This is a genomic window from Ferriphaselus sp. R-1 (assembly GCF_000746095.1).
Lineage (GTDB): Bacteria > Pseudomonadota > Gammaproteobacteria > Burkholderiales > Gallionellaceae > Ferriphaselus.
The window spans coordinates 26,581-49,262 of the sequence record NZ_JQKP01000013.1 but is presented as its reverse complement, the minus strand read 5'-3'; the positions used below and the strand labels follow the sequence as shown (position 1 = coordinate 49,262).

The 22,682-nt window shown below is 62.1% G+C and carries 30 protein-coding genes; 23 read left to right on the top strand and 7 right to left on the bottom strand.

What is annotated here, in order from left to right; translation table 11 throughout:
- Positions 1 to 462: a rhodanese-like domain-containing protein gene (locus DM08_RS08840; protein WP_035384296.1), complete on the top strand. Its 462-nt coding sequence runs from the start codon at positions 1 to 3 to the stop codon at positions 460 to 462.
- A gap of 73 nt (positions 463 to 535) precedes the next feature.
- Here the strand turns inward: DM08_RS08840 and dksA are convergent, their stop codons facing one another.
- The 5 genes from dksA to DM08_RS08815 all read right to left on the bottom strand — a co-directional run bounded on the left by dksA (position 536) and on the right by DM08_RS08815 (position 4,005).
- Complete coding sequence (gene dksA / locus DM08_RS08835; RefSeq protein ID WP_035384295.1) at positions 536 to 955, bottom strand: RNA polymerase-binding protein DksA; 420 nt, start codon at positions 953 to 955, stop codon at positions 536 to 538.
- A gap of 77 nt (positions 956 to 1,032) precedes the next feature.
- Entirely contained in the window at positions 1,033 to 1,545 is a 513-nt protein-coding gene (locus DM08_RS08830) for a dihydrofolate reductase (RefSeq protein ID WP_035384294.1), read from the bottom strand.
- A gap of 13 nt (positions 1,546 to 1,558) precedes the next feature.
- Positions 1,559 to 2,815, bottom strand: a complete 1,257-nt coding sequence (gene rho, locus DM08_RS08825; protein WP_035384293.1) for a transcription termination factor Rho — start codon at positions 2,813 to 2,815, stop codon at positions 1,559 to 1,561.
- A gap of 131 nt (positions 2,816 to 2,946) precedes the next feature.
- Positions 2,947 to 3,273 carry a thioredoxin TrxA gene (gene trxA, locus DM08_RS08820; RefSeq protein WP_035384292.1) on the bottom strand — a complete coding sequence of 109 codons (327 nt, stop codon included), beginning with the start codon at positions 3,271 to 3,273 and terminating at the stop codon, positions 2,947 to 2,949.
- A 102-nt stretch (positions 3,274 to 3,375) separates the two neighbouring features.
- On the bottom strand, positions 3,376 to 4,005 hold the full coding sequence (locus DM08_RS08815; RefSeq protein WP_051938036.1) for a Maf family nucleotide pyrophosphatase: 630 nt from the start codon (positions 4,003 to 4,005) through the stop codon (positions 3,376 to 3,378).
- A 9-nt stretch (positions 4,006 to 4,014) separates the two neighbouring features.
- Here DM08_RS08815 and DM08_RS08810 point away from each other — a divergent pair, with 9 nt between their 5' ends.
- From DM08_RS08810 to tadA, 15 genes are all read left to right on the top strand, one after another.
- Positions 4,015 to 4,503 carry a YceD family protein gene (locus DM08_RS08810; RefSeq protein ID WP_035384290.1) on the top strand — a complete coding sequence of 163 codons (489 nt, stop codon included), beginning with the start codon at positions 4,015 to 4,017 and terminating at the stop codon, positions 4,501 to 4,503.
- Between the two features lie 22 nt (positions 4,504 to 4,525).
- Positions 4,526 to 4,705 carry a 50S ribosomal protein L32 gene (gene rpmF, locus DM08_RS08805; protein WP_035384289.1) on the top strand — a complete coding sequence of 60 codons (180 nt, stop codon included), beginning with the start codon at positions 4,526 to 4,528 and terminating at the stop codon, positions 4,703 to 4,705.
- 76 nt (positions 4,706 to 4,781) lie between these two features.
- Positions 4,782 to 5,819, top strand: a complete 1,038-nt coding sequence (plsX, locus tag DM08_RS08800; protein WP_035384288.1) for a phosphate acyltransferase PlsX — start codon at positions 4,782 to 4,784, stop codon at positions 5,817 to 5,819.
- Complete coding sequence (locus DM08_RS08795) at positions 5,816 to 6,775, top strand: beta-ketoacyl-ACP synthase III (protein ID WP_035384287.1); 960 nt, start codon at positions 5,816 to 5,818, stop codon at positions 6,773 to 6,775. The genes plsX and DM08_RS08795 overlap by 4 nt, the downstream gene beginning before the upstream one ends.
- Before the next feature lie 39 nt (positions 6,776 to 6,814).
- Complete coding sequence (locus DM08_RS12590) at positions 6,815 to 7,201, top strand: lysozyme inhibitor LprI family protein (protein WP_161780281.1); 387 nt, start codon at positions 6,815 to 6,817, stop codon at positions 7,199 to 7,201.
- A gap of 23 nt (positions 7,202 to 7,224) precedes the next feature.
- Positions 7,225 to 8,157, top strand: coding sequence for an ACP S-malonyltransferase (gene fabD / locus DM08_RS08790; RefSeq protein WP_035384286.1), 933 nt, complete (start codon positions 7,225 to 7,227; stop codon positions 8,155 to 8,157).
- Positions 8,158 to 8,167: 10 nt separating this feature from the next.
- Entirely contained in the window at positions 8,168 to 8,911 is a 744-nt protein-coding gene (gene fabG / locus DM08_RS08785) for a 3-oxoacyl-ACP reductase FabG (protein ID WP_035384285.1), read from the top strand.
- 78 nt (positions 8,912 to 8,989) lie between these two features.
- Complete coding sequence (acpP, locus tag DM08_RS08780; protein WP_035384284.1) at positions 8,990 to 9,226, top strand: acyl carrier protein; 237 nt, start codon at positions 8,990 to 8,992, stop codon at positions 9,224 to 9,226.
- Between the two features lie 35 nt (positions 9,227 to 9,261).
- Complete coding sequence (gene fabF / locus DM08_RS08775; RefSeq protein ID WP_035384283.1) at positions 9,262 to 10,494, top strand: beta-ketoacyl-ACP synthase II; 1,233 nt, start codon at positions 9,262 to 9,264, stop codon at positions 10,492 to 10,494.
- 10 nt (positions 10,495 to 10,504) lie between these two features.
- Complete coding sequence (pabC, locus tag DM08_RS08770; RefSeq protein WP_035384282.1) at positions 10,505 to 11,311, top strand: aminodeoxychorismate lyase; 807 nt, start codon at positions 10,505 to 10,507, stop codon at positions 11,309 to 11,311.
- Positions 11,308 to 12,300 (top strand): endolytic transglycosylase MltG, encoded by a 993-nt coding sequence (mltG, locus tag DM08_RS08765; RefSeq protein ID WP_343282996.1) that lies wholly within the window; start codon positions 11,308 to 11,310, stop codon positions 12,298 to 12,300. Before pabC ends, mltG begins: the two co-directional genes overlap by 4 nt.
- Positions 12,297 to 12,902, top strand: coding sequence for a dTMP kinase (gene tmk, locus DM08_RS08760; RefSeq protein ID WP_035384281.1), 606 nt, complete (start codon positions 12,297 to 12,299; stop codon positions 12,900 to 12,902). The genes mltG and tmk overlap by 4 nt, the downstream gene beginning before the upstream one ends.
- Positions 12,899 to 13,909 carry a DNA polymerase III subunit delta' gene (gene holB, locus DM08_RS08755; RefSeq protein WP_035384280.1) on the top strand — a complete coding sequence of 337 codons (1,011 nt, stop codon included), beginning with the start codon at positions 12,899 to 12,901 and terminating at the stop codon, positions 13,907 to 13,909. The genes tmk and holB overlap by 4 nt, the downstream gene beginning before the upstream one ends.
- 5 nt (positions 13,910 to 13,914) lie before the next feature.
- Entirely contained in the window at positions 13,915 to 14,676 is a 762-nt protein-coding gene (locus DM08_RS08750; protein ID WP_035384279.1) for a TatD family hydrolase, read from the top strand.
- Position 14,677: 1 nt separating this feature from the next.
- Positions 14,678 to 15,151 (top strand): tRNA adenosine(34) deaminase TadA, encoded by a 474-nt coding sequence (tadA, locus tag DM08_RS08745; protein ID WP_202593392.1) that lies wholly within the window; start codon positions 14,678 to 14,680, stop codon positions 15,149 to 15,151.
- A gap of 4 nt (positions 15,152 to 15,155) precedes the next feature.
- On the opposite strand, the gene DM08_RS12325 is transcribed toward tadA, so the two are convergent.
- The gene (locus DM08_RS12325) at positions 15,156 to 16,934 is read right to left on the bottom strand and encodes a diguanylate cyclase domain-containing protein (RefSeq protein ID WP_051938034.1); all 1,779 of its coding nucleotides are present in this window, start codon (positions 16,932 to 16,934) and stop codon (positions 15,156 to 15,158) included.
- 139 nt (positions 16,935 to 17,073) lie between these two features.
- Here DM08_RS12325 and DM08_RS08735 point away from each other — a divergent pair, with 139 nt between their 5' ends.
- Both DM08_RS08735 and DM08_RS08730 read left to right on the top strand, forming a co-directional pair.
- Positions 17,074 to 17,553 carry a L,D-transpeptidase gene (locus DM08_RS08735; protein WP_035384278.1) on the top strand — a complete coding sequence of 160 codons (480 nt, stop codon included), beginning with the start codon at positions 17,074 to 17,076 and terminating at the stop codon, positions 17,551 to 17,553.
- 11 nt (positions 17,554 to 17,564) lie between these two features.
- Positions 17,565 to 17,993, top strand: a complete 429-nt coding sequence (locus DM08_RS08730) for a GNAT family N-acetyltransferase (RefSeq protein WP_035384277.1) — start codon at positions 17,565 to 17,567, stop codon at positions 17,991 to 17,993.
- 54 nt (positions 17,994 to 18,047) lie between these two features.
- On the opposite strand, the gene DM08_RS08725 is transcribed toward DM08_RS08730, so the two are convergent.
- Complete coding sequence (locus DM08_RS08725; RefSeq protein ID WP_035384276.1) at positions 18,048 to 18,845, bottom strand: inositol monophosphatase family protein; 798 nt, start codon at positions 18,843 to 18,845, stop codon at positions 18,048 to 18,050.
- Between the two features lie 71 nt (positions 18,846 to 18,916).
- On the opposite strand from DM08_RS08725, the gene DM08_RS08720 reads away from it, so the two are divergent.
- The 5 genes from DM08_RS08720 (at position 18,917) to iscU (ending at position 22,674) form a co-directional block, all read left to right on the top strand.
- On the top strand, positions 18,917 to 19,660 hold the full coding sequence (locus tag DM08_RS08720) for an RNA methyltransferase (protein ID WP_343282999.1): 744 nt from the start codon (positions 18,917 to 18,919) through the stop codon (positions 19,658 to 19,660).
- Positions 19,660 to 20,391, top strand: a complete 732-nt coding sequence (gene cysE, locus DM08_RS08715; RefSeq protein ID WP_035384274.1) for a serine O-acetyltransferase — start codon at positions 19,660 to 19,662, stop codon at positions 20,389 to 20,391. Before DM08_RS08720 ends, cysE begins: the two co-directional genes overlap by 1 nt.
- Positions 20,392 to 20,472: 81 nt before the next feature.
- A complete protein-coding gene (locus DM08_RS08710; RefSeq protein WP_035384273.1) occupies positions 20,473 to 20,931 on the top strand; it encodes a Fe-S cluster assembly transcription factor in 459 nt (152 codons plus the stop codon).
- Between the two features lie 12 nt (positions 20,932 to 20,943).
- Positions 20,944 to 22,158, top strand: a complete 1,215-nt coding sequence (locus DM08_RS08705; protein ID WP_035384272.1) for an IscS subfamily cysteine desulfurase — start codon at positions 20,944 to 20,946, stop codon at positions 22,156 to 22,158.
- A 99-nt stretch (positions 22,159 to 22,257) separates the two neighbouring features.
- Entirely contained in the window at positions 22,258 to 22,674 is a 417-nt protein-coding gene (gene iscU, locus DM08_RS08700; RefSeq protein WP_035384271.1) for a Fe-S cluster assembly scaffold IscU, read from the top strand.
- Positions 22,675 to 22,682: the final 8 nt, after the last annotated feature.

Sequence of the window (22,682 nt, the reverse complement as noted above, 5' to 3'; positions counted from 1 at the left end):
ATGGTCGCTTACAACGCGATGGTGGCTGAGGCGCTGACGCGGGTGCGCGAGATCCAGCCCTGGGATTTGCGTGCGCGACTGGCGACCGGTGTGCCGCTGATCCTGCTCGATGTGCGCGAGCCGGCAGAGTTCGCGGCGCTGCGCATCCCCGGTTCGATCAATGTGCCGCGCGGCGTGCTGGAGCAATCCTGCGAGTGGGATTATGACGAGACCGTGCCCGAGCTGGCCGGTGGTCAGGAGGCCGAGATCGTGGTGATCTGCCGCTCCGGCAAGCGTTCGGTGCTGGCTGCCGATGTGATGCTGCGCATGGGGTTCCGCAACGTCGTTTCGCTCCGGACCGGGGTACGCGGCTGGAACGATTATGACCAGCCGCTGCTGGATGCGGCGGGCAATACCGTGGATGGCGATGAGGCCGATGTCATGCTGACCGCGCGCGTGCGGCCAGATCAGCGCAAGCCTTAGCCGGGTCACACGCCCCGGCCTTGAAACGACGAAGCCCGCGCAAGCGGGCTTCATCTTTGAGGCAGGTGGCCGATCAGCGCGCCATCTGTTTTTCGCGTATCTCTTCCAGCGTCTTGCAGTCTATGCACAGCGTGGCGGTGGGGCGCGCCTCCAGGCGGCTCAGGCCGATCTCGATGCCGCACTTGTCGCAGTAGCCGTAATCGCCCTCATCGATGCGCACCAACATCTTGTCGATGTTCTTGATTAGCTTGCGCTCGCGGTCGCGGTTGCGCAGTTCCAGACTCATGTCCGATTCCTGGCTGGCCCGGTCGTTGGGGTCGGCGAACACGGTGGCTTCGTCCTGCATGGTATGCACGGTACGGTCGATCTCGTGGCTCAACTCAGTCTTCAGGCTGCCCAGTATGGAGCGGAAGTGCTCCAGCTGGGCCGGGCTCATATAGGCTTCACCCTTTTTGGGTTTGTACGCGGCGACGGGCTTGCTAGGTTGAGGCATTTACATCTCCAGAATCGGTGGAATTTTCAAAACGCGCTTTATTAACAGAATCCACCTGACGGCGCAAGAAGATTCGCTTATTTGTCCCGTTTGGCAGGCTTTCTGCGGTAGGTGACGAAGTCGTAACTCAACGGTTGCGGTGTTTCCTGTGAGCTGCTCCTGCGCTCGGTCTCCTGCCATGCTTCAGGCGAAAAGTCCGGGAAGTGGGCATCGCCGGTCACCGGCTGTCCGATCTCGGTGACGTAGAGCGTGTCTACCAGCGGGAGAGCCTGGGCGTACAACTCCGCACCGCCCACCACGAAGGCGATCTCGTCGCCACGGCAGGCATCGATGGCCTGTTGCAGCGAGTGCGCGGCGATGCAACCCGGCGCAGCCCACGCCGTGTTGCGGGTCACCACCACGGTGGTGCGTCCCGGTAGCGCCTTGCCGATCGAATCGAAGGTCTTGCGCCCCATGATGAGGTGGTGGCCCATGGTCAGGGCCTTGAAATGCTGCAAGTCTTCCGGGCAGCGCCAGGGCAGGGTGTTGTCGATGCCGATGGTGCGGTTCTGCGCCATCGCCACCACGATCGCCAGAGAGGGGCGGCTCATCGCTGCGGGCAGATCAGCGGCGCATCGAGTCGAAGAACTCGGCGTTGTTCTTGGTCGCCTTGATCTTGTCGAGCAGGAACTCCATTGCCTCCAGCTCGTCCATCGGGTAGAGCAGTTTGCGCAGTACCCAGATGCGTTGCAGGATGTCGGCCTTGATCAGCAGCTCTTCCTTGCGGGTGCCGGAGCGATTGATGTTAATCGCCGGGTAGATGCGCTTCTCGGCCATGCGGCGATCCAGGTGGATTTCCATGTTGCCGGTGCCCTTGAATTCTTCGTAGATCACGTCATCCATGCGACTGCCGGTATCCACCAGCGCGGTGGCGATGATGGTCAACGAGCCGCCTTCCTCGATGTTGCGCGCTGCGCCGAAGAAGCGCTTGGGCTTTTGCAGGGCGTTGGCATCGACGCCGCCGGTCAGCACCTTGCCGGAGGAGGGGATGACGGTGTTGTAGGCGCGTGCCAGGCGGGTGATGGAATCGAGCAGGATGATCACATCCTTCTTGTGCTCGACCAGGCGCTTGGCTTTCTCCAGCACCATCTCGGCGACTTGCACGTGGCGGGTGGCCGGTTCGTCGAAGGTGGAGGCGACCACCTCGCCGCGCACCGTGCGCGTCATCTCGGTCACTTCTTCCGGACGCTCGTCGATCAGCAGCACGATCAGGGTCGCATCAGGATTGTTGGCCGAGATGGAGTGGGCGATGTGTTGCAGCATCACCGTTTTGCCGGACTTGGGCGAGGCGACCAGCAGGCCGCGCTGGCCCTTGCCGATGGGGGCGACGATGTCGATGATGCGGCCTGTCACGTTCTCCTCAGCCTTGATGTCGCGCTCCAGCCGCAGTGGCTCCTTGGGGAACAGTGGTGTCAGGTTCTCGAACAGAATCTTGTTCTTGGCGTTCTCCGGCGGCTCGTTGTTGACCCGGTCCACCTTGACCAGCGCCACGTAGCGTTCGCCGTCCTTGGGGGTGCGGATCTCGCCCTCGATGGAGTCGCCGGTGTGCAGGTTGAAGCGGCGGATCTGGCTGGGACTGACGTAGATGTCGTCCGGGCCGGCGAGGTACGAGGTGTCGGGCGAGCGCAGGAAGCCGAAGCCGTCCGGCAGGATCTCCAGCGTGCCGTCGCCGAAGATGCTCTCGCCCTTCTTGGCCTGATTCTTCAGTAGCGCAAAGATCAGGTCCTGCTTGCGCATGCGGTTGGCATTGTCGATCGAGTTGGCAACGGCCATCTCAACGAGTTCGGTGACGTGTTTGGCTTTCAGGTCGGATAGATGCATGGTATGAGTGGGTGATGCTGCTTGGGTTAAAACCGGGGAAAGGGGGATTCAGACGGGAAGCGCCCGCACTGCCGCTGTTCGGTAATGGTTCGTGTTACAGCGGGGCGAATGCAGGCGCGAGGTTAATCGGTTCAGATGTGGCTGTCAATGAAGGCGGTGAGTTGCGACTTGGACAGGGCGCCGACCTTGGTGGCTTCGACGTTGCCGTTCTTGAACAGCATCAGGGTCGGGATGCCACGGATGCCGTACTTGCCCGGAGTGGCTTGGTTCTCGTCCACGTTCAGTTTGGCAACGGTCAGGCGGCCAGCATAATCTTTTGCGACTTCTTCCAGGATGGGGCCGATCATGCGGCAGGGGCCGCACCACTCCGCCCAGTAGTCGACCAGAACTGGAACGGGCGACTGCAATACGTCGGAGGCGAAGGATTGGTCAGTCACATAACTAATGTGCTCGCTCATGGTGTGTCTCACTTATGTCTAGAGGGTTGATTGGGTCTTGCCGGAATGGGTGAAGCTGAACTCAGGTGGCATCCTAACTAAAATCGGTGGCTATGTGAAGCGTTAAAAAGGGGAGGTGCCCTGATTTTTCAGCATCGAGATCAGCAGGATCATAGGGAGTCCGATGAGCGCGTTGGGGTCGTCACCTTCCATGCGTTCGATGAGTGCGATACCCAGCCCTTCGGACTTGGCGCTACCTGCGCAGTTATAAGGTTGCTCCATGCGCAGGTAGGACTCGATCTCGTCATCCGTCAGCATGCGGAAGCTGACGCGGTTCTCGGCCACCCCGGTTTGCGTCTCGCCGCTACGGGCGTTGTGCAGGGTGAGCGCGGTATAGAAGATCACGGTCTTGCCGCGCATCGCCTGCAACTGTCGCACGGCATTCTCATGATTTCCCGGCTTGCCAATCTGCTGTCCGTCCAATAGGGCCACCTGGTCGGAGCCGATGATCAGGGCATCGGGGAAGCGCTCGGCGACCGCCAGCGCCTTTGCGCGCGACAGCCGCAGCGAGGTGTCGCGGGCGGATTCGCCGGGTAAGGGAGTTTCGTCCACATCGGGGGCGGCGGTCTTGAAGTGAAGGCGCAGGCGGGAGAGTAGTTCGCTGCGGTAGGGCGAGGTGGAGGCAAGAACAAGCGGCTGAGAATTCAAGATTTTTCCGTGATTTTTGACAGGGGAGGTCGAAATATATATCATGCGCGCCTCATGTTTGCACAGCCTTTCATCGACAGTTCGGAATTTGCCAGTCAGGGCAAGGAGTTGCGTGGTGAAGTGGCGGTCTCCGCGCTGCCGCGTTTGCAGGATGTGCTGGCGACAGGCGAGGGTGTCATTCGTTATGAGCTGCGCGGCTACCTGGATAAGGAAGACAGGCTGATGCTGGAGTTGTCGCTGGAAGGAAGTTGCCAGCCTCGTTGCCAGCGCTGCCTCGAAGCGATGACCTATCCGGTGCGGGTGATTTCCCGCCTGCATCTGGTGGAGGGCGAGCTGGACGAGTTCGCCGATGAGGATGAAGCGTTCGATAGCATCGCCGCCACGCATCAACTGGATGTGGTCGGTTTGCTGGAAGATGAGTTGTTGCTGGCTTTGCCGTTCGCTCCCCGCCACGCCGAGGGTGAATGCGTTGCCGACAGCGCAGGATTGAGTCAGCCGGAAACGAACCCGTTTGCGGTGCTGGCAGGATTGAAGAGCAAGTAGTTTTTAATTTTAGGAGTACGAAATGGCAGTTCAACAGAATAAGAAGTCCCCATCCAAGCGTGGGATGCACCGTGCGCATGATTTCCTGACCAACCCGGCGACCGCCATCGAGCCGTCCACTGGCGAGACCCATCTGCGTCACCACATCAGCCCGACCGGTTTCTATCGCGGCAAGAAGGTCGTCAAGACCAAGGGCGAGTAATAGCCTCCTCTCCCAGCCCGGTCATGCCATGCATGCCGGGCTTTGTCCATCTTAATGAATCGAGGAGCACCGTAGAGTGGGGGTAACCTTAGCTATCGATGCCATGGGCGGTGATCATGGTACCAAGGTCACTGTGCCTGCTGCGGTTCAGCATCTGCGTCAGCATCCCAAGGACACCATCATCCTGGTGGGGTTGCCGGAGGCGATCGAGGCAGAACTGAAGTCGCTGAACGTTTCCCAGAGTTCGCGCTTGATGATCCATCCGGCGACCGAGGTCGTGGGTATGGACGAGTCGCCCCAGCTTGCGCTGCGCAACAAGAAGCAATCCTCGATGCGCGTGGCGATCAATCTGGTCAAGGATGGTCAGGCGGGTGCTTGCGTCAGCGCCGGCAACACCGGCGCGCTGATGGCTACTGCGCGCTACGTGCTCAAGACACTGCCCGGCATCGACCGTCCCGCCATCGCTTCCTTCATGCCCACCGTCAAGGGCGAGACCTGCATGCTCGATCTGGGCGCGAACGTCGATTGCAACGCCGAACATCTGCTGCAGTTCGCCCTGATGGGTTCCATGCTGGTGAGTGCGGTTGACCACATCGAGCGTCCGCGCGTCGGCCTGCTCAACATCGGCAGCGAAGACATCAAGGGCAACGAAGTGGTCAAACAGGCGGCTGCGCTGTTGCAGGCGAGCGACCTCAACTTCGTTGGCAACGTCGAAGGCAACGACATCTTCAAGGGCGTGGTGGACGTGGTGGTGTGCGACGGTTTCGTCGGCAACGTCTCGCTCAAGACCACTGAAGGGCTGGCCCACATGCTGGGCAGCTTCCTCAAGGAAGAGTTCAATCGCAACGTCGTGACCAAGGCCATGGCTCTGGTGGCGATGCCTGTGCTCAAGGCCTTCAAGCGCCGCGTCGATCCGCGTCGTTACAACGGGGCCAGCTTCCTCGGTCTGCGCGGCATCGTGGTGAAGAGCCACGGTGGCGCGGATGTGCTGGCCTTCGGCACGGCTCTGGAGCGAGCGGCGGAAGAGGCGCGCGGTGGGATGCTGGAGCATATCAGCGAGCGTGTCGAAGCCTGGCATCTGGACCGTCAACAACAGAAAGAGGCGGCATCTTGACCTATTCCCGCATCATCGGCACCGGCAGCTACCTGCCGGAAAAAGTGTTGACCAACCACGATCTGGAAAAGATCGTGGACACTACGCATGAATGGATCGTCACCCGCAGCGGCATCTCCGAGCGCCATCTGGTCGCCGAAGGTGAGTTGACCAGCGATCTGGCGCTGCAAGCCAGCCGCCGCGCCATGGAGGCAGCGGGGGTGACGGCGGAAGATATCGACCTCATCATCGTCGCTACCACCACACCCGATCAGGTGTTCCCCAGCACTGCCTGCATCCTGCAAGATAAGCTGGGCGTGCGCCAGGGCGTGGCGTTCGACGTGCAGGCAGTGTGCAGCGGTTTCATCTATGCGCTGAACACGGCTGATCTCTATATCCGTGGCGGCCAGGCGCGCACTGCGCTGGTGGTGGGCGCGGAAGCGCTGACCCGCTTGCTGGACTGGACCGACCGCAGTACCTGCGTGCTGTTCGGCGACGGCGCGGGTGCGGTGGTGTTGCAAGCGTCCGAGCAGCCGGGCATCCTGGGTGCCAAGCTGCACGCCGATGGCCGTCATCGCGGCATGCTCAAGGCCGAGGCGCGCATCAACAACGGCCAGATCGAAGGCTCGCCCTACATGTACATGGACGGGCAGGCAGTGTTCAAATTCGCCGTCAAGGTGCTGGCCGAAGTGGTGGACGAACTGCTGGCCGATTTGAATCTCGGCTACGCCGACATCAACTGGCTGGTGCCGCACCAGGCCAACATTCGCATCATCGAAGCCACGGCCAAGAAACTGGGCATGGGCATGGACAAGGTCGTGCTGACCGTGGGTGAACACGGCAACACTTCCGCCGCCTCCATCCCGCTGGCGCTGGACACCGCTGTCCGCGCCGGACGCATCCAGCCCGGCCAGAACGTGCTGCTGGAAGCGGTCGGCGGCGGTTTCGTGTGGGGTGCGGTGCTGGTTAAGTGGTGAGAAACGATGTTGTTGGCTGGCAGGAATATGCGATTAATCATGTTTCTGGTGGCAGCCGGGCTAAGTTCCAACGTATTGGCAGATTGTGAGTGGCGTGAGGGAATTTCTCATTCTGAATATCGGCAATGCTTAGTTGCTGAAGCTCAGTGGAGTGTTGCCAAGCTTGATCAGGCAGAAAAAACTCTGCAATTGCGTATTTCTACCGCAGGTGAGGAGGAAAGCTTCACTCGACGAGCCATTGAACTACTGGATGCTTCGATGGATTCATTCAGGAAATTTAGAGTGAGTTTCTGTGAGTTTGAGGCTTCTACTGCTGCCGGAGGGAGTGCGGCCGGTGATTTGAGGCTTCGGTGTGAAATAAAACTGAACCAAGATTTTGCGAGAAGGCTAATAGTGCCAGCTGGCAGCCTGACTGAGGCTCGCTAACAATTTTACGAAGAATGCATGTTATGAGTAAGTTCGCTTTTGTCTTCCCCGGTCAGGGTTCCCAGTCGCGCGGCATGATGGCGGGCTATGCCGACCACGCCGTGGTGCGCGATACCTTTGCCGAAGCCTCCGAGGTGCTGAATCAGGATCTGTGGCAACTGGTTGCCGAGGGTGAGGACGCTCAGCTCAATGCGACCGTCAACACCCAGCCGCTGATGCTGACTGCCGGTGTCGCCGTGTGGCGTGCCTGGCAGTCGCTGAATGGCCCGCAGCCGGTGGTGCTGGCCGGCCATAGTCTGGGCGAATACACCGCGCTGGTGGCGTCTGGAGCGCTGGCCTTCCGCGATGCGCTGCCGCTGGTGCGCTACCGCGCCGAGTGCATGCAGCAGGCCGTGCCGGAAGGCGTGGGCGGCATCGCCGCGATCCTGGGGCTGGACGACGACGCGGTGCGCGCCGTGTGCGCCGAAGCCGCGCAGGGCGAAGTGCTGGAAGCGGTCAATTACAATTCGCCGGGTCAGGTGGTGATCGCGGGCAACCGTAGCGCCGTCGAGCGCGGCATGGAAGCCGCCAAGGCGCGCGGTGCCAAGCGTGCGCTGATGCTGCCGATGAGCGTGCCGTCGCATTGCAGCCTGCTCAAGGGTGCCGCCGAGAAGCTGGGCGCGTATCTGGAAAACGTCGCCATCGCCGCACCGTCCATTCCGGTGCTGCACAACGCCGATGTCGCCAGCTACAGTGACGCCGCCAGCATCCGCAGTGCGCTGGTGCGCCAACTGTATTCCCCGGTGCGCTGGGTCGAAACCGTGCAAGCCTTTGGCGGCATGGGCGTGACCATCAACGTCGAGTGTGCGCCGGGCAAGGTGCTGGCCGGGCTGAACAAGCGTATCGACACCAATCAGCAAGCGCTGGCAATGAACGACGGTGCCGCCATTCAGGCTGTGCTGGCGGCACTGGCATAAGGAGACGAAGATGAGTTTGCAAGGACAGATCGCGCTGGTGACCGGCGCTACACGCGGCATCGGGCAGGCCATCGCGCTGGAGTTGGGCAAGCTCGGCGCGACCGTGGTTGGCACCGCCACCACCGACAAGGGTGCCGCCGCCATCTCTGAATACCTCGCCGCTGCAGGCGTGCAGGGCGCGGGCATGGCACTCAACGTCAATGATGCCGCGCAGTGCGAAGCCGTGCTGGGCGCGATCCGCAGCCAGTTCGGCGAGATCGGCATCCTGGTCAACAACGCGGGCATCACCCGCGACAACCTGCTGGCGCGCATGTCGGACGAAGAGTGGGACGACATCATCGCCACCAACCTGACTTCGGTGTTCCGTTTGAGTCGTGCCGTGCTGCGTGCCATGATGAAGGCGCGCACCGGTCGCATCATCAACATCTCGTCGGTGGTCGGCAGCATGGGCAATGCCGGACAATCCAACTATGCCGCCGCCAAAGCAGGCATGGTGGGCTTCTCCAAGTCGCTGGCGCGCGAAGTTGGTAGTCGCAACATCACCGTCAACTGCATCGCTCCCGGCTTCATCGCCACCGACATGACCCACGGTCTGAGCGACGAGCAGAAGGCCAAGCTGGTCGATAACGTCCCTCTGCGTCGCTTGGGGCAGGCATCCGACATCGCGGCAGCAGCGGCCTTTTTGGCTGGGCCCGGTGCGGCCTACATCACTGGCGCGACCTTGCATGTCAACGGCGGCATGGTGATGGAATAAGGTAATTTTGGAAAATGCGGCAAGTTTGGTAGAATGCTGCAGCTTTTTTGGTTGTTAATCTGAGTTAGGGAGAAATACATGTCTAGCATTGAACAGCGCGTTAAGAAGATCGTTGCCGAGCAACTGGGTGTCAACGAGTCCGAAGTCAAGATCGAGTCCTCGTTCGTCAATGACTTGGGCGCAGATTCTCTGGATACCGTTGAGCTGGTGATGGCGCTGGAAGAAGAGTTCGAGTGCGAGATTCCGGACGATCAGGCCGAGAAGATCACCACTGTGCAGCAGGCTGTTGACTACATCAACGCCAATCAAAAGTAACAACCTCACATTCGGTTGCAGGAACGGAGTCTGGTTTGGCAAGACGTAGAGTAGTCATCACCGGGCTGGGTGCAGTCACCCCGGTCGGGATCGGGGTTGCCGAAACTTGGCAAAATATCGTCAACGGTAAGTCCGGCATCAGTCGGATCGAGCATTTCGACCCGACTGCGTTCGCTTGTCAGGTGGCGGGTGAGGTCAAGAACTTTGATGTCACCCAGTTCCTGCCAGCCAAGGATGCCCGTCGCATGGGCCGCTTCATCCATTTCGGATTGGCGGCTGGCATCGAAGCCTTCAAGGACTCCGGTCTGGAAGTCACCGAGCAGAACGCCGAGCGCATCGGCGTGAACATCGGCTCCGGTATCGGCGGCTTGCCGATGATCGAAGAGACACACGATGATTACCTCGAAGCCGGTCCGCGCAAGATCTCGCCGTTCTTTATTCCCGGCACCATCATCAACATGATCTCCGGAAACCTGTCCATCATGTATGGACTGAGGGGGCCGAATCTGGCGGTGGTGACGGCGTGTACCACCGGCACCCACTGTATCGGCGAATCCGCTCGCATCATCGAGTACGGCGATGCCGACGTGATGATCGCCGGAGGCGCCGAGGCGACCATCTCGGCACTGGCAGTGGGCGGTTTCGCATCCGCCCGTGCGCTGTCCACCCGCAATGACGATCCGGCTACCGCCAGCCGTCCTTGGGATAAGGGTCGCGACGGTTTCGTGATGGGTGAGGGCGCGGGTGTGCTGGTGCTGGAAGAGTACGAGCACGCCAAGGCACGCGGCGCGAAGATCTATGCTGAACTGGCGGGTTACGGCATGAGTGCCGATGCCTACCACATGACCGCACCGAGCACCGACGGCCCCAAGCGCAGTATGTTGAACGCCTTGCGCAATGCCGGGGTCAATCCGGATGGAGTACAGTACGTCAACGCGCACGGCACCTCCACCCCGCTGGGCGACAAGAACGAGACCGAAGCCATCAAGCTGGCCTTTGGCGATCACGCCGGCAAGCTGGTGGTGAACTCGACCAAATCCATGATTGGCCACTTGCTGGGTGGCGCGGGCGGTATCGAGTCGCTGTTCTGTGCACTGGCTGTACATCACCAAGTGTCGCCACCGACCATCAACATCTTCGAGCAAGACCCTGAGTGCGATTTGGACTATTGTGCCAACACCGCTCGCGATATGAAGATCGACGTGGCGGTCAATAACAACTTCGGCTTCGGTGGAACCAACGGCTCGCTGGTGTTCCGCAAGGTCTAAGTAAAATCCCATGCTGATCAACGGCCTGCCCGGTGAATCGATCAGCGCAGCCGACCGTGGCCTGATGTATGGCGACGGCGTCTTCCGCACAATGCGCCTGCTCGACAGGCGCATTGTTCATTGGTCGCACCACTACCGAAAACTGCAACAGGACTGCTCCGCGCTGCTGTTGCCCTGTCCTGACGCACGCCTGCTGGAAACCGAGATTGAGCAACTAGCGTGGGAGCAGCCCGACGGCGTGGTGCGGCTGACGCTGACCCGTGGCATCGGCCCGCGCGGTTATGCGCCGCCTGCCGCGGTGCATCCGACCCGTCTCCTGTCGCTGTCACCCTTACCCGCATCCAACGCCGCATGGGTAGAGCAGGGCGTGCGTCTGTATCTGTGCGAATTGCGCATGTCGGCCCAGTTGCGTCTGGCCGGGGTGAAGCATCTCAACCGGCTGGAAAACGTGCTGGCCGCTGCCGAATGGAACGATCCTGCCATCGCCGAAGGGCTGTTGCGCGATGAAGCCGGGCGGGTGATCGGCGGGGTGCGCAGCAACCTGTTCTGCTGGCATGGCGGCGTGTTGCTGACGCCCGACCTCTCGCGTTGCGGCGTGGCCGGGGTACAGCGTCAGCGCATCCTCGAATGGGCGTTGCACAGCGGCCAGCCGCTGGAAGTGCGCGAGCTGCCACTGGACGAGGTACTGGCGGCAGAGGAGGTCTTCGTCTGCAACAGCGTGTTCGGCCTGTGGCCGGTGCGCGAACTCGCCGGGCGCAGCTGGCTAGCCTTCCCGCGCACCCGTGCGTTGGCGGCGGCGTTGGAGGCATTACCGTGAAGCGTTTGCTGTTGATGCTGGTGCTGCTCGTCATGACGCTGGGCGGCGGGTTGAGCTATTACGCCTTGACCCCGCTGCCGTTGGCACAAGCGCCGCGGGATTTCACCCTCAAGCCGGGTAGCGGACTGAAGTCCGCCGCGCGACAGATGCGCGAAGCGGGCGTGCTCAACCTGGAGTTGCCCTTCGTGTTGTTGGCGCGGGCGATGGGGCAGGCGGAGCAGCTCAAGGCCGGTGGCTACCGGCTCGATCAGCCGGTGACTCCGCTGCGCCTGCTGGAGATGTTGCGCAACGGCGAATTCAGTCAGGCTCAGCTCAGCGTGATCGAAGGCTGGAGCTTCCGCCAGTTGCGCGCGGCGCTGGATGCCAGCCCGGATGTGGCGCACGACAGCGTCGGACTGAGCGAGGCCGAGATCCTGCGCCGCATCGGCGCGGAAGGTGCGCAGGCCGAGGGTTTCTTCTTCCCCGACACTTATTTGTTCAGCCGGGGCGAGAGCGACTTGGCGGTGCTGAAGCAGGCCTATCAGGCCATGGCGCGGGTGATGGCGGAGCAGTGGGAGGTCCGCGCCGACGGGCTGCCGTTCGAGTCGCCGTATCAGGCGCTGATCCTGGCCTCTATCGTGGAGAAGGAGACTGGCGCGCCGCAAGACCGCGCCCTGATCGCGGCGGTGTTCGAGAACCGGCTGCGCATCGGCAGGCCCTTGCAAACCGATCCTTCGGTGATCTACGGCCTGGGCGCGCGCTTCGACGGCAATCTGCGGCGCGCCGATCTGGTCGCCGATACGCCGTACAATACCTATACCCGTCGCGGGCTGACCCCGACGCCGATCGCCTTGCCGGGAGCGGCGGCCTTGCAGGCGGTGCTGCATCCGGCTGAGACGAAAGCGCTGTATTTCGTGGCGCGCGGCGATGGCAGCTCGGAATTTTCCGAAACACTGGAACAGCACAACCGGGCGGTCGCCCGCTACCAATTGAAAGCAGGGAAGAAGTGAGCGGAAAATTCATCACCTTTGAAGGCGTCGACGGGGCGGGGAAGTCCACCCATCTGCATGGTTTCGTCGAGGCGCTGCGCGCGCGCGGCGTGGACGTGGTACTGACCCGCGAGCCGGGCGGCACGCCGCTGGGCGAGCAACTGCGCGAGCTGGTGCTGCACCAGTCCATGCACATGGATACCGAGGCGATGCTGATGTTCGCCGCCCGCGTCGAGCACATCGAGCAGGTCATCAAGCCAGCGCTGGCGCGCGGGGCCTGGGTGGTGTCGGATCGTTTCAGCGACGCCAGTTTTGCCTATCAGGGCGGTGGGCGCGGCATGGACATCGCCCGGCTGGAGGCGCTGGAACGCTGGGCTTGCGGCGACTTTCGTCCCGATCTGACCTTGCTGTTCGACATCCCGGTGGAAGTTGCCAAGGCACGGCTGGCCGATGCGCGCGAGCCGGACAAATTCGAGCGCGAGCAGGCTGGATTCTTCCAGCGCGTGCGCAGCGCCTATCTGGACCGCGCGCGCCAGCAGCCGCAGCGCTTCGCCGTGATCGACGCGGTGCAGACGCTGGAGCAGGTGCGCGCACAAGTACAAGCCGTGCTGGATCGGCTATGAACGCACTCTACCCGTGGCAGCAGGAGGATTGGCAGCGCTTGCAGGCGTTGCGCCAGCGCTTGCCCCACGGCTTGCTGCTGAAGGGCGGGCAGGGCATAGGCAAGCTGGATCTGGCGCTGGCCTTTGCCGCCAGCCTGTTGTGCGTACATCCTGACGACGACGGTCAGGCCTGCGGCAAGTGTGCGTCCTGTCACTGGTTCGAGCAGGGTTCGCATCCCGACTTTCGTCTGGTGCAGTCGGAGGCGGATGCCGTGGGCGATGCAGGAGAGGCGATCGAGGGCGAGAAGGCGGACAAGAAGAAGTCCAAGGTCATCAGGATCGAGCAGTTGCGCGCGCTTGAGGATTTCTTCAATCAATCCGCCCATCAGGGACAGCGTCGCGTGGTGGTGATCTCGCCCGCCGAATCGATGCCGCCCGCTGCCGCCAACGCGCTGCTCAAGACGCTGGAAGAGCCCACGCCCGGCTTGCATTTCCTGCTGGTGACGCACAAGCCGCAGCAGCTTTTGCCGACCATCCTCAGTCGCTGCCTGGCGTTCGCGGTGACCTTGCCGCCTGCCGAAACCGCTTGCCGCTGGCTGAGCGAGCAGGGAGTGACCGATGCCGAGGCCGTGCTTGCGCAAGCCGGGTTTGCGCCGTTGTTGGCACTGGAGCTGGCCACGCAGGAGCAGGGTGCCGGACGCGCCATCTTGCTGCAGGCTTTGTGCGCGGCACCGTCCGTGGACTATCTGGCGCTGGCTGACAAGTTGCAGCGCACCGAGTTGCCCCAAGTGGTGCACTGGTTGCAGCAATGGTGTTACGACCTTTCCTCGGTGCGATCGACCGGCAGGGTGCGCTATCACGGCAACCATGCAGCCGCTTTGCGCAAGCTGGCCGACAGGGTGGCACCGTTGCAACTGATGAACTTCCAGCGCGACCTGCTGACTGCCCGCCGCGAAGCCTCCCATCCACTCAACCCGCGACTGTTCCTGGAATCCCTGTTCGCCGCTTACCAACACTGTTACGCCTGAGACCGATGTACGCCGATTCGCACTGCCACCTGAATTTCCCCGAACTCTCTGCCAACCTGGTCAGCGTGCTGGACCTGATGCGCGCTAACGAGGTTGGCATGGCCCTCTGTGTGGGCGTGAACCTGGAAGATTTCCCGCAGGTGCTGGCGCTGGCCGAGCAGCATGACAATCTCTACGCCTCGGTCGGCGTACATCCCGACTACGAGGGCGTAGAGGAGCCGGATGTGGCGCGGCTGGTGCAGCTGGCGACGCACCCGCGCGTGGTCGCCATCGGCGAGACCGGGCTGGATTATTTCCGACTCACGGGCGACCTGGAGTGGCAGCGCGAGCGCTTCCGCACACACATCCGCGCCGCGCGGGAGATAGGTAAGCCGCTCATCATCCATACCCGCGAGGCCGCTGCCGACACTTTGCGGTTGATGCGGGAAGAGCGGGCGCGCGAGGCGGGCGGTGTGATGCATTGCTTCACCGAGACCGAGGCTGTGGCGCAGGCCGCGCTGGACATGGGTTTTCACATCTCCTTCTCCGGCATCGTCACCTTCAAGAACGCGGTTGCGCTGAAAGAGGTCGCCCGCGTGGTGCCGCTGGAGCGCATCCTGATCGAGACCGATGCGCCGTACCTGGCCCCGGTGCCGCATCGCGGCAAACTCAATCAACCCGGCTATGTGAAGCATGTCGCCGAAGAGATCGCGCGCCTCAAGGGGCTGACGGCGGACGAGGTCGGGGCGGCTTCCACGCAGAATTTCCGCAGGCTGTTCGGGGTGTGAATTGACGCGCACTGCTGACGAATCCTTCATGCGTGCGGCTCTGGAGCTGGCGCAGCAGGCTGAGGCACTGGGCGAGGTGCCGGTGGGCGCGGTGGTGGTGCTGGCTGGCGAGATCGTCGGGCGGGGGTTCAATGCGCCCATCTCGCGACACGACCCGTCGGCCCATGCCGAGATGATGGCGTTGCGCGACGCGGCGCAACGGCTGGGCAACTACCGGCTGCCGGGCTGCGAGCTGTACGTCACGCTGGAGCCTTGCGCCATGTGCAGCGGTGCCATCTTCCATGCCCGCATCGCCCGCGTGGTGTACGGCGCGCGCGATCCCAAGACAGGTGCGGCGGGCAGCGCGCTCGACCTGTTCGCCGAGGCCCGCATCAACCATCATGCCGCTGTCGAAGGTGGCGTGCTGGCCGAGGATTGTGGTTCGATGTTGAGTCGCTTCTTCGCGGCGCGTCGGGCCGCGCAGCGGGCAGCCTGATCGCTTACTTGTGCATGTCGGCCCGGTAGAGCTGGCAACTGTTCCCGCCGCTCTGTTTGGCGTAGTACATGGCAAGATCGCTGTGTTTCAGCAGCGCCTCCATGCTATCGCCATCCTCCGGGAAGGTGGCGATGCCGATGCTGGCACTGATGTGCAGCGCTTGTCCCATGATCGGGTAAGGCTGGTTGAGGGCATCCAGCAGCTTTTCGGCCAGAGACTGAGCGTCTTGGGTATTGGAGATCTCGGCCAGCAGGATGATGAACTCATCCCCACCGTGACGCGATACGGTGTCTACCTCGCGCACGCCTGCGCGCAGCCGTTTGGCCACTTCGACCAGCAACAGGTCGCCGACCTTGTGTCCCAGCGTGTCGTTGATGGGCTTGAACTCGTCGAGGTCGATGAACATGACCGCCGTTGCGGCGCGGTGGCGGGTGCAGCGTGCCAGTACCGCGTGGAAGCGGTCCTGAAGCAGATAGCGGTTGGGCAGGCCGGTCAGCGCATCGTGATTGGCCAGGTGGGTCATGCGCTGCTCGGTGTGTTTGCGGGCGGTGATGTCGAGCCGGATCGAGATGTACCGAGTGATGCGGCCATCGGTATCCTTGAGCGGTACTATGCTGGAATCCACCCAGTACAACTCGCCGGACTTGGTGCGGTTGCACACCTCGCCGGTCCAGATGTCGCCACGGCTGATGCACTCCCACATCTCCCGGAAGAACTCCGGCGGGTGGATGCCGGAATTGACGATGCTGTGGCTTTGGCCGATGAGCTCTGCCTCGCTGTATCCGCTCACCTCACAGAATTTCCGGTTCACCTGAATGATGCGCCCATCCGGCGTGGTCACCGATACGATGGCGTGCTGGTCTATCGCCTGCAAGTAGGCAGATAGCTCATTGAACGCGCGCTCCACATCCTGCTTGGCCAGCAGCAGTTCCTTGGCATCGCGCGTCTCCTTCTCCGACCTGAGCAGTTCGCGCTCGACCTCGTTCAGATTGATCTCCTGACGGATCAGCCGGCGGCTGAACCAGATCGCCGAGACCAGGCTGGCGAACAGGATGCAGAAGATCAGGACGCTGGTCTTCTGCACCCGTGCTGCGGCCATTGCCTCGACCTTGCTCAGGGGGATGGTGATGGAGATGGCACCCATCAACTGGTGTTGTTGCCATTGTTTGCCGGTCTGGATATGGTCGGTCTTGCGACGAGAGATGATCTCGGGTGAGCTTTCGTAGGCGTTGTGGCAGTTGACGCAGGATGGCTGGGAGGCGGCATCTGCGCTCAGGTAGCGCAGCACACGTTGCCCATCTTGTTGCTCGAAGCGCCACACCGGCTTCCAGGCTATCGGTCCCGAGGGGGCGGTGCTGTCCTGCCGCTCGATCTGCGGCCAGGCCCAGCGCAGGAATTCGTCGGACAGCCCTTGACTGCTTTCCAGGTTCCATTTGCTGACCGGCTTGTACTGGAACAGGCTGGACGTGTTGGCTGTCGATGCCTGGCCGAGCATCTTCAGGAACTGGGCGGGGATGGGCACATAGCCCGGCATATGTGTGTAGTCCACGTTCGGACCATAACCGTCCCGGCGGAGCTTTTCGGCGACTTCGCGGGCATACACCGAGCGCGCGGTAGTGGCTTGTACTGCGGCGATCTCGGCGAAGGCGACGGCCTGGTTCTCGATGGTCTCGCGCACCGTGTCCCGGATGACGAGATAAGCGACCAGGCTGGTACACAGGAAGACACCGAGCAGCAGGGCTAGTGTGATCTTGCGTTGTGGCTTGTTGCCGGATGGTGACACCGATGTACCCCGTAAGGCTGCGTAGCGTGGCCGCATTATAACCATACATTCTGGTTGGTTACTTTGATTCATTCCTGCCGCTCTGATTGCTATACTCGGGCCTCTGCCTTAATACCTACACGAACGAGTGCGACGCTGGATGAACATCGATATCCATATTCCGACCCAGACGCTTGAATTGCGCGACGCTGCCGGTACCCTGCTGGCCCGTTACCCGGTCTCGACGGGGGCGCACGGCATGGGCGAGGAGAGCGGCAGCTTCTGTACTCCGCGCGGTCGGCACCTCATCCGCGCCAAGATCGGGGCGGGTCAGCCTGAAGGTGCGGTGTTCGTGCGTCGCCGCCCCACGGGGGAGATTCATACGCCGGAGCTGGGCGCGGCCTATCCGGGGCGTGACTGGATCCTGACGCGCATCCTCTGGCTGTCCGGCTGCGAGCCCGGTTTCAATCGCCTCGGAAGTTGCGATACCATGCGGCGCTATGTGTACATCCACGGCACGCCCGATGGGACCGAGCTCGGCAAACCGGGTTCGCGTGGTTGCGTCCGCATGCGCAATCGTGACCTCATCGAGCTGTTCGATCAGGTGCCGGTCGGCACCCCGGTCAATCTGATCGCCTGAAAGGAGTTGCCATGAGTCCAGTTTTTACCGTCCATCCCGTTTCCTGGCATGACGGCGAGCCCTTGTTGCGTACAGTGCGCGAATCGGTGTTCATCCGCGAACAGCAGGTGCCGGAAGAACTGGAGTGGGATGGCCTGGATGCCGTATGTCGGCACATCCTCGCACTGAGCCCCAAAGGGGAGGCCATAGGCTGTGGCCGCTTGACACCGCAGGCGCAGATCGGGCGCATGAGCGTGTTGCCCGAATGGCGGCGGTTGAAGGTCGGGACGGCGATGATGGAGGCTTTGCTGGCCGACGCGCGCGGGCGGCATTTGCCCGGTGTGCTGGTCCATGCGCAGGTGCATGCAGTCCCGTTCTACCGCCGCTTCGATTTCACCGAGCACGGCGAAACGTTCATGGATGCGGGCATCCCGCATATCGAAATGAGGTTGAGGTTCTGACCCGCGCTAATCAGAGAACAATGCCCGCATCTGCGGGCATTGTCGTTCTCAGGCCTAGGCCTTGAGCGCGTCGCTCAGGTGCGGCTGAATCACTTTCAGCATCTGTTCGTGGATCAGCGGGCTGCCGGCGCAGATGTGGCCGCTCTTGAGGAAGTTGTCGCTGCCAGCCAGATCGCTCACCATGCCGCCAGCTTCGGTGATCAGCAGGCAGCCGGCGGCGATGTCCCACGGCTTCAGGCCGGTCTCGAAGAACCCGTCGAAGCGACCGGCAGCGGTCCAGGCCAGGTCCAGCGAAGCCGCGCCGGGGCGACGCAGGCCGGAGGTCTTGTGCATCAGCTCGCGGAAGATGCCGAAGTAGGCTTCTTCATGGTCGAAGTTGGTGTAGGGGAAGCCGGTGCCGACCAGCGCATCGGCCAGTTGGACGCGCTTGCTGACGCGGATGCGGCGGTCGTTGAGGAAGGCACCACGGCCACGGGTGGCGGTGAACAGGTCGTTCTTGGTCGGATCGTAGATCACTGCCTGGGTCAGCACACCGTGATGCATCAGGGCGATGGAGACCGCGTATTGCTGCACGCCGTGCAGGAAGTTGGTGGTGCCATCCAGCGGGTCGATGATCCAGACGAATTCCGAATCGCCTTGGGTGCCGCTCTCTTCTGCTAGAATCGCGTGCCCCGGATAGGCCTCCAGCAGGGTTTCGATGATGGTCTGCTCGGCAGCGCGGTCGACCTCGCTGACGTAATCCGAGTGGGATTTCTTGGTGACGGTGAGGTGGTCGATCTTGTCGGCGGCGCGGTGGATCAGGTTGCCAGCGCGGCGTGCGGCTTTCACCGCGATATTGAGCATGGGATGCATGGGAAACTTTCGGTCAACATTGCGTAGGGCGCGCATTTTACAGCATATAAGCAGGGCGCGTTTTGGATAGAGTGGATTTGTTGAGTAATGTGCGCGTGGTGCTGAGCCACACCAGCCATCCCGGCAACATCGGTGCAGCGGCGCGGGCGATGAAGACGATGGGCCTGTCGCGGCTCTATCTGATTCACCCCAAGCAGTTTCCCGATGCCCAGGCGACGGCGATGGCGGCGGGGGCGGACGACATCCTTGAGGGCGCGGTGGTGTGCGCCACGCTGGACGAAGCCCTGCAGGGTTGCGTGCTGGTGGCCGGCATGTCGGCGCGGGTGCGCGACATCTCGCAGGAAGTGCTGCCACCACGCGAGGCGACGGCTTTGCTGATGCAGCAAGCGGTGGCAGCGCCGGTGGCGTTGTTGTTCGGTACCGAGATGTCCGGGCTGACCAACGAGGAGGCGGCGCGTTGCCAGATCATGGTACGCATTCCCTGCAACCCGGAATACAGCTCGCTCAATCTGGCGGCTGCGGTGCAGTTGCTGAGTTACGAGATGCGGCTGGCGGCGGGGCAGGGTGATTGCGGTGCGCCGGACCTGCGGCCTGCCCCGGCGGAGCAGGTGGAGCGTTTCTATCAGCATCTGGAGCAGACCCTGGTCGAGGTCGGCTTCCTCAACAACAAGCATCCGACCAAATTGATGCACAAACTGCGCCGCCTGTATGCGCGGGCGCGGCTGGAGCAGGAAGAGATCAACATCCTGCGCGGGATACTGACGGTATCGCTGGAGTACCACGCAAAAAAAGCAGGGCAGACAACGGAAAAATGATGTTCAAGGGAATTCGAGAAGATATCGCCAGCGTGTTCGAGCGCGACCCGGCGGCGCGCAGCACCTTCGAGGTGTTGACCTGCTATCCGGGTTTCCATGCGCGCGTGTTCCACCGCTTGGCGAACAAGCTCTGGCATGGCGGTTTCAAGTGGCTGGCCCGCTTCGTGTCGCACGTCGGGCGTTGGTTCACGGGCATCGAGATCCATCCCGGTGCGACCATAGGCCGCCGCTTCTTCATCGATCACGGCATGGGCGTGGTGATCGGCGAGACCGCCGAGATCGGCGACGACGTGACGCTGTATCACGGTGTGACGCTGGGCGGCACGTCCTGGAAGGAAGGCAAGCGCCATCCGACGCTGGGCGATGGCGTGGTGGTGGGCGCCGGGGCCAAGATCCTGGGGCCGATCACCATAGGCGCGGGCGGCAAGATCGGCTCCAACGCCGTGGTGGTCAAGGATGTCCCGGCGGGCGCGACGGCGGTGGGTATCCCGGCGCGTATCCTCGACGAGGCGCGCGACACGCAGAAGCACTTCAATCCCTATGGCATCGGCAATGACCAGAACGATCCCATGTCCAAGGCCATCCACGGCCTGCTCGGCCACACGGCGGTGGTGGATCAGCGCATCGAACTGATCCTGCAGCAGTTGGAGAAGCTGGGCGTGAAGGTGGAGGAGGAGCGTGCCACCGCCGACAAGTTCGATCCGAATTACCTGAATAAAATTGTTGACTGAAAGAGTTGGTCATTCTATTATTCGCCCCGCTATGAGCATGGTTTCTACCCCTAAAGTTGACAAGGTAATAGGAGAGGCAAAATGAGACTCACCACTAAAGGGCGCTTCGCTGTGACGGCGATGGTCGATCTGGCATCGCGTGGCGGTTATGCGCCGGTGACGCTGGCCGGGATCAGCGAGCGGCAAAGGATTTCGCTGTCCTATCTGGAGCAGTTGTTCGGCAAGTTGCGTCGTGCCGGCATCGTGGAAAGCGTGCGTGGCCCGGGTGGCGGCTACTGTATGGCGCGTCCGGCAGCGGAAGTGACGGTGGCCGAGATCATCACTGCGGTCGATGAGGCGGTCGAGGCGACCCAGTGCGGCGGCGAAGGTGATTGCCACGACGGCAAGCCCTGCCTGACACACGATCTGTGGATGGGCTTGAACAAGACGATCTATGACTACCTTGGGCAGGTCAACCTTAAGCAACTGGTGGATAAGCATCTGACCGAGGGCGCCAATGGCGTGCCCGTCACGGTGACCCGTAAAACCGCTTTGGCCTGAGTGCGACCCGATATGACTTTGCACTTCCCAATTTATCTCGATTATTCCGCCACTACGCCGGTCGATCCGCGCGTGGCCGAGAAGATGATCCCCTATCTGGTGGAGAGGTTCGGCAATCCGGCTTCGCGTTCCCACGCCTATGGCTGGGAGGCGGAGCAGGCCGTGGAAACGGCGCGTCAGCAGGTGGCGGCACTGGTTAACTGTGATCCCAAAGAGATCGTCTGGACTTCGGGCGCGACCGAGTCGAACAACCTCGCCATCAAGGGTGCGGCCAACTTCTACTCGGGCAAGGGCAAGCACATCATCACCGTCAAGACCGAGCACAAGGCGGTGCTGGACACGGTGCGCGAGATGGAGCGCCAGGGATTTTCGGCGACCTATCTCGACCCCGAGCCCAATGGACTGATCTCGATCGACACGCTGCGTGAGGCGATGCGCCCTGACACCGTGCTGGTCTCGGTGATGCTGGTCAACAACGAGATCGGCGTGATCCAGGACATCGTCAGCATCGGCAACCTGTGTCGCGAGCGTGGCATCGTGTTCCATGTGGATGCGGCGCAGGCGACCGGCAAGGTGGAGATCGACCTGGCCAAGCTGCCGGTCGAACTGATGAGCTTCTCCGCGCACAAGACCTACGGTCCCAAGGGCATAGGCGCGCTGTATGTGCGGCGCAAACCGCGCGTGCGGCTGGAAGCGCAGATGCACGGCGGCGGGCATGAGCGCGGTTTCCGCTCCGGTACGCTGGCGACGCACCAGATCGTCGGCATGGGCGAGGCCTTCCGCATCGCGCAGGAGGAGATGGCAGCCGAGAACGAGCGCGTGCGCAAGCTGCGCGACCGCCTGTGGGCCGGCTTGTCCAGCATGGAGGAAGTGTTCCTGAACGGTGACATGACGCAGCGCGTGCCGCACAACCTCAACGTCAGCTTCAACTTTGTCGAAGGCGAATCGCTGATCATGGCGGTGAAGGACATCGCGGTATCGAGCGGCTCGGCCTGCACCTCGGCCAGCCTGGAGCCGTCCTACGTGCTGCGCGCACTGGGGCGCAGTGACGAACTGGCGCATAGCTCCATCAGGTTCTCCATCGGGCGATTTACGACCGAAGAGGAAGTGGATTACGCTGTCGAACTGTTGAAGAACAAGATCGGCAAACTGCGCGACCTGTCGCCGTTGTGGGAGATGTACCAGGACGGCATCGATCTGAACACGGTGCAGTGGGCGGCACACTAGAGGCAGTTGGCAGACGTAAGACGTGAGTTGGTAGTTGGAGTCGCCTTAACTTACGTCTAACAACTTACGTCTTGCGACTGCGACTGAAAGGAGCATCAAATGGCTTACAGCGAAAAATTACTGGATCACTACGAGAACCCGCGCAACGTGGGTGCTTTGAGCAAGGACGACGGCAGTGTCGGCACCGGCATGGTAGGGGCGCCGGCCTGCGGCGACGTGATGAAGTTGCAGATCCGCGTCAATGATGACGGCGTGATCGAGGATGCGAAATTCAAGACCTATGGCTGCGGTTCGGCCATCGCCTCCAGCTCGCTGGTGACGGAGTGGGTCAAGGGTAAGACGCTGGATCAGGCACTGGCGATCAAGAACACCGCCATCGCCGAGGAACTGGCGCTGCCGCCGGTGAAGATCCACTGCTCCATCCTGGCCGAAGACGCGATCAAGGCCGCCGTGGCGGACTATCGTGCCAAACACGGCGCGCTGACCGAAACCGATGCCTGCAAGGGCAGTTGCTGAAAGGAAGA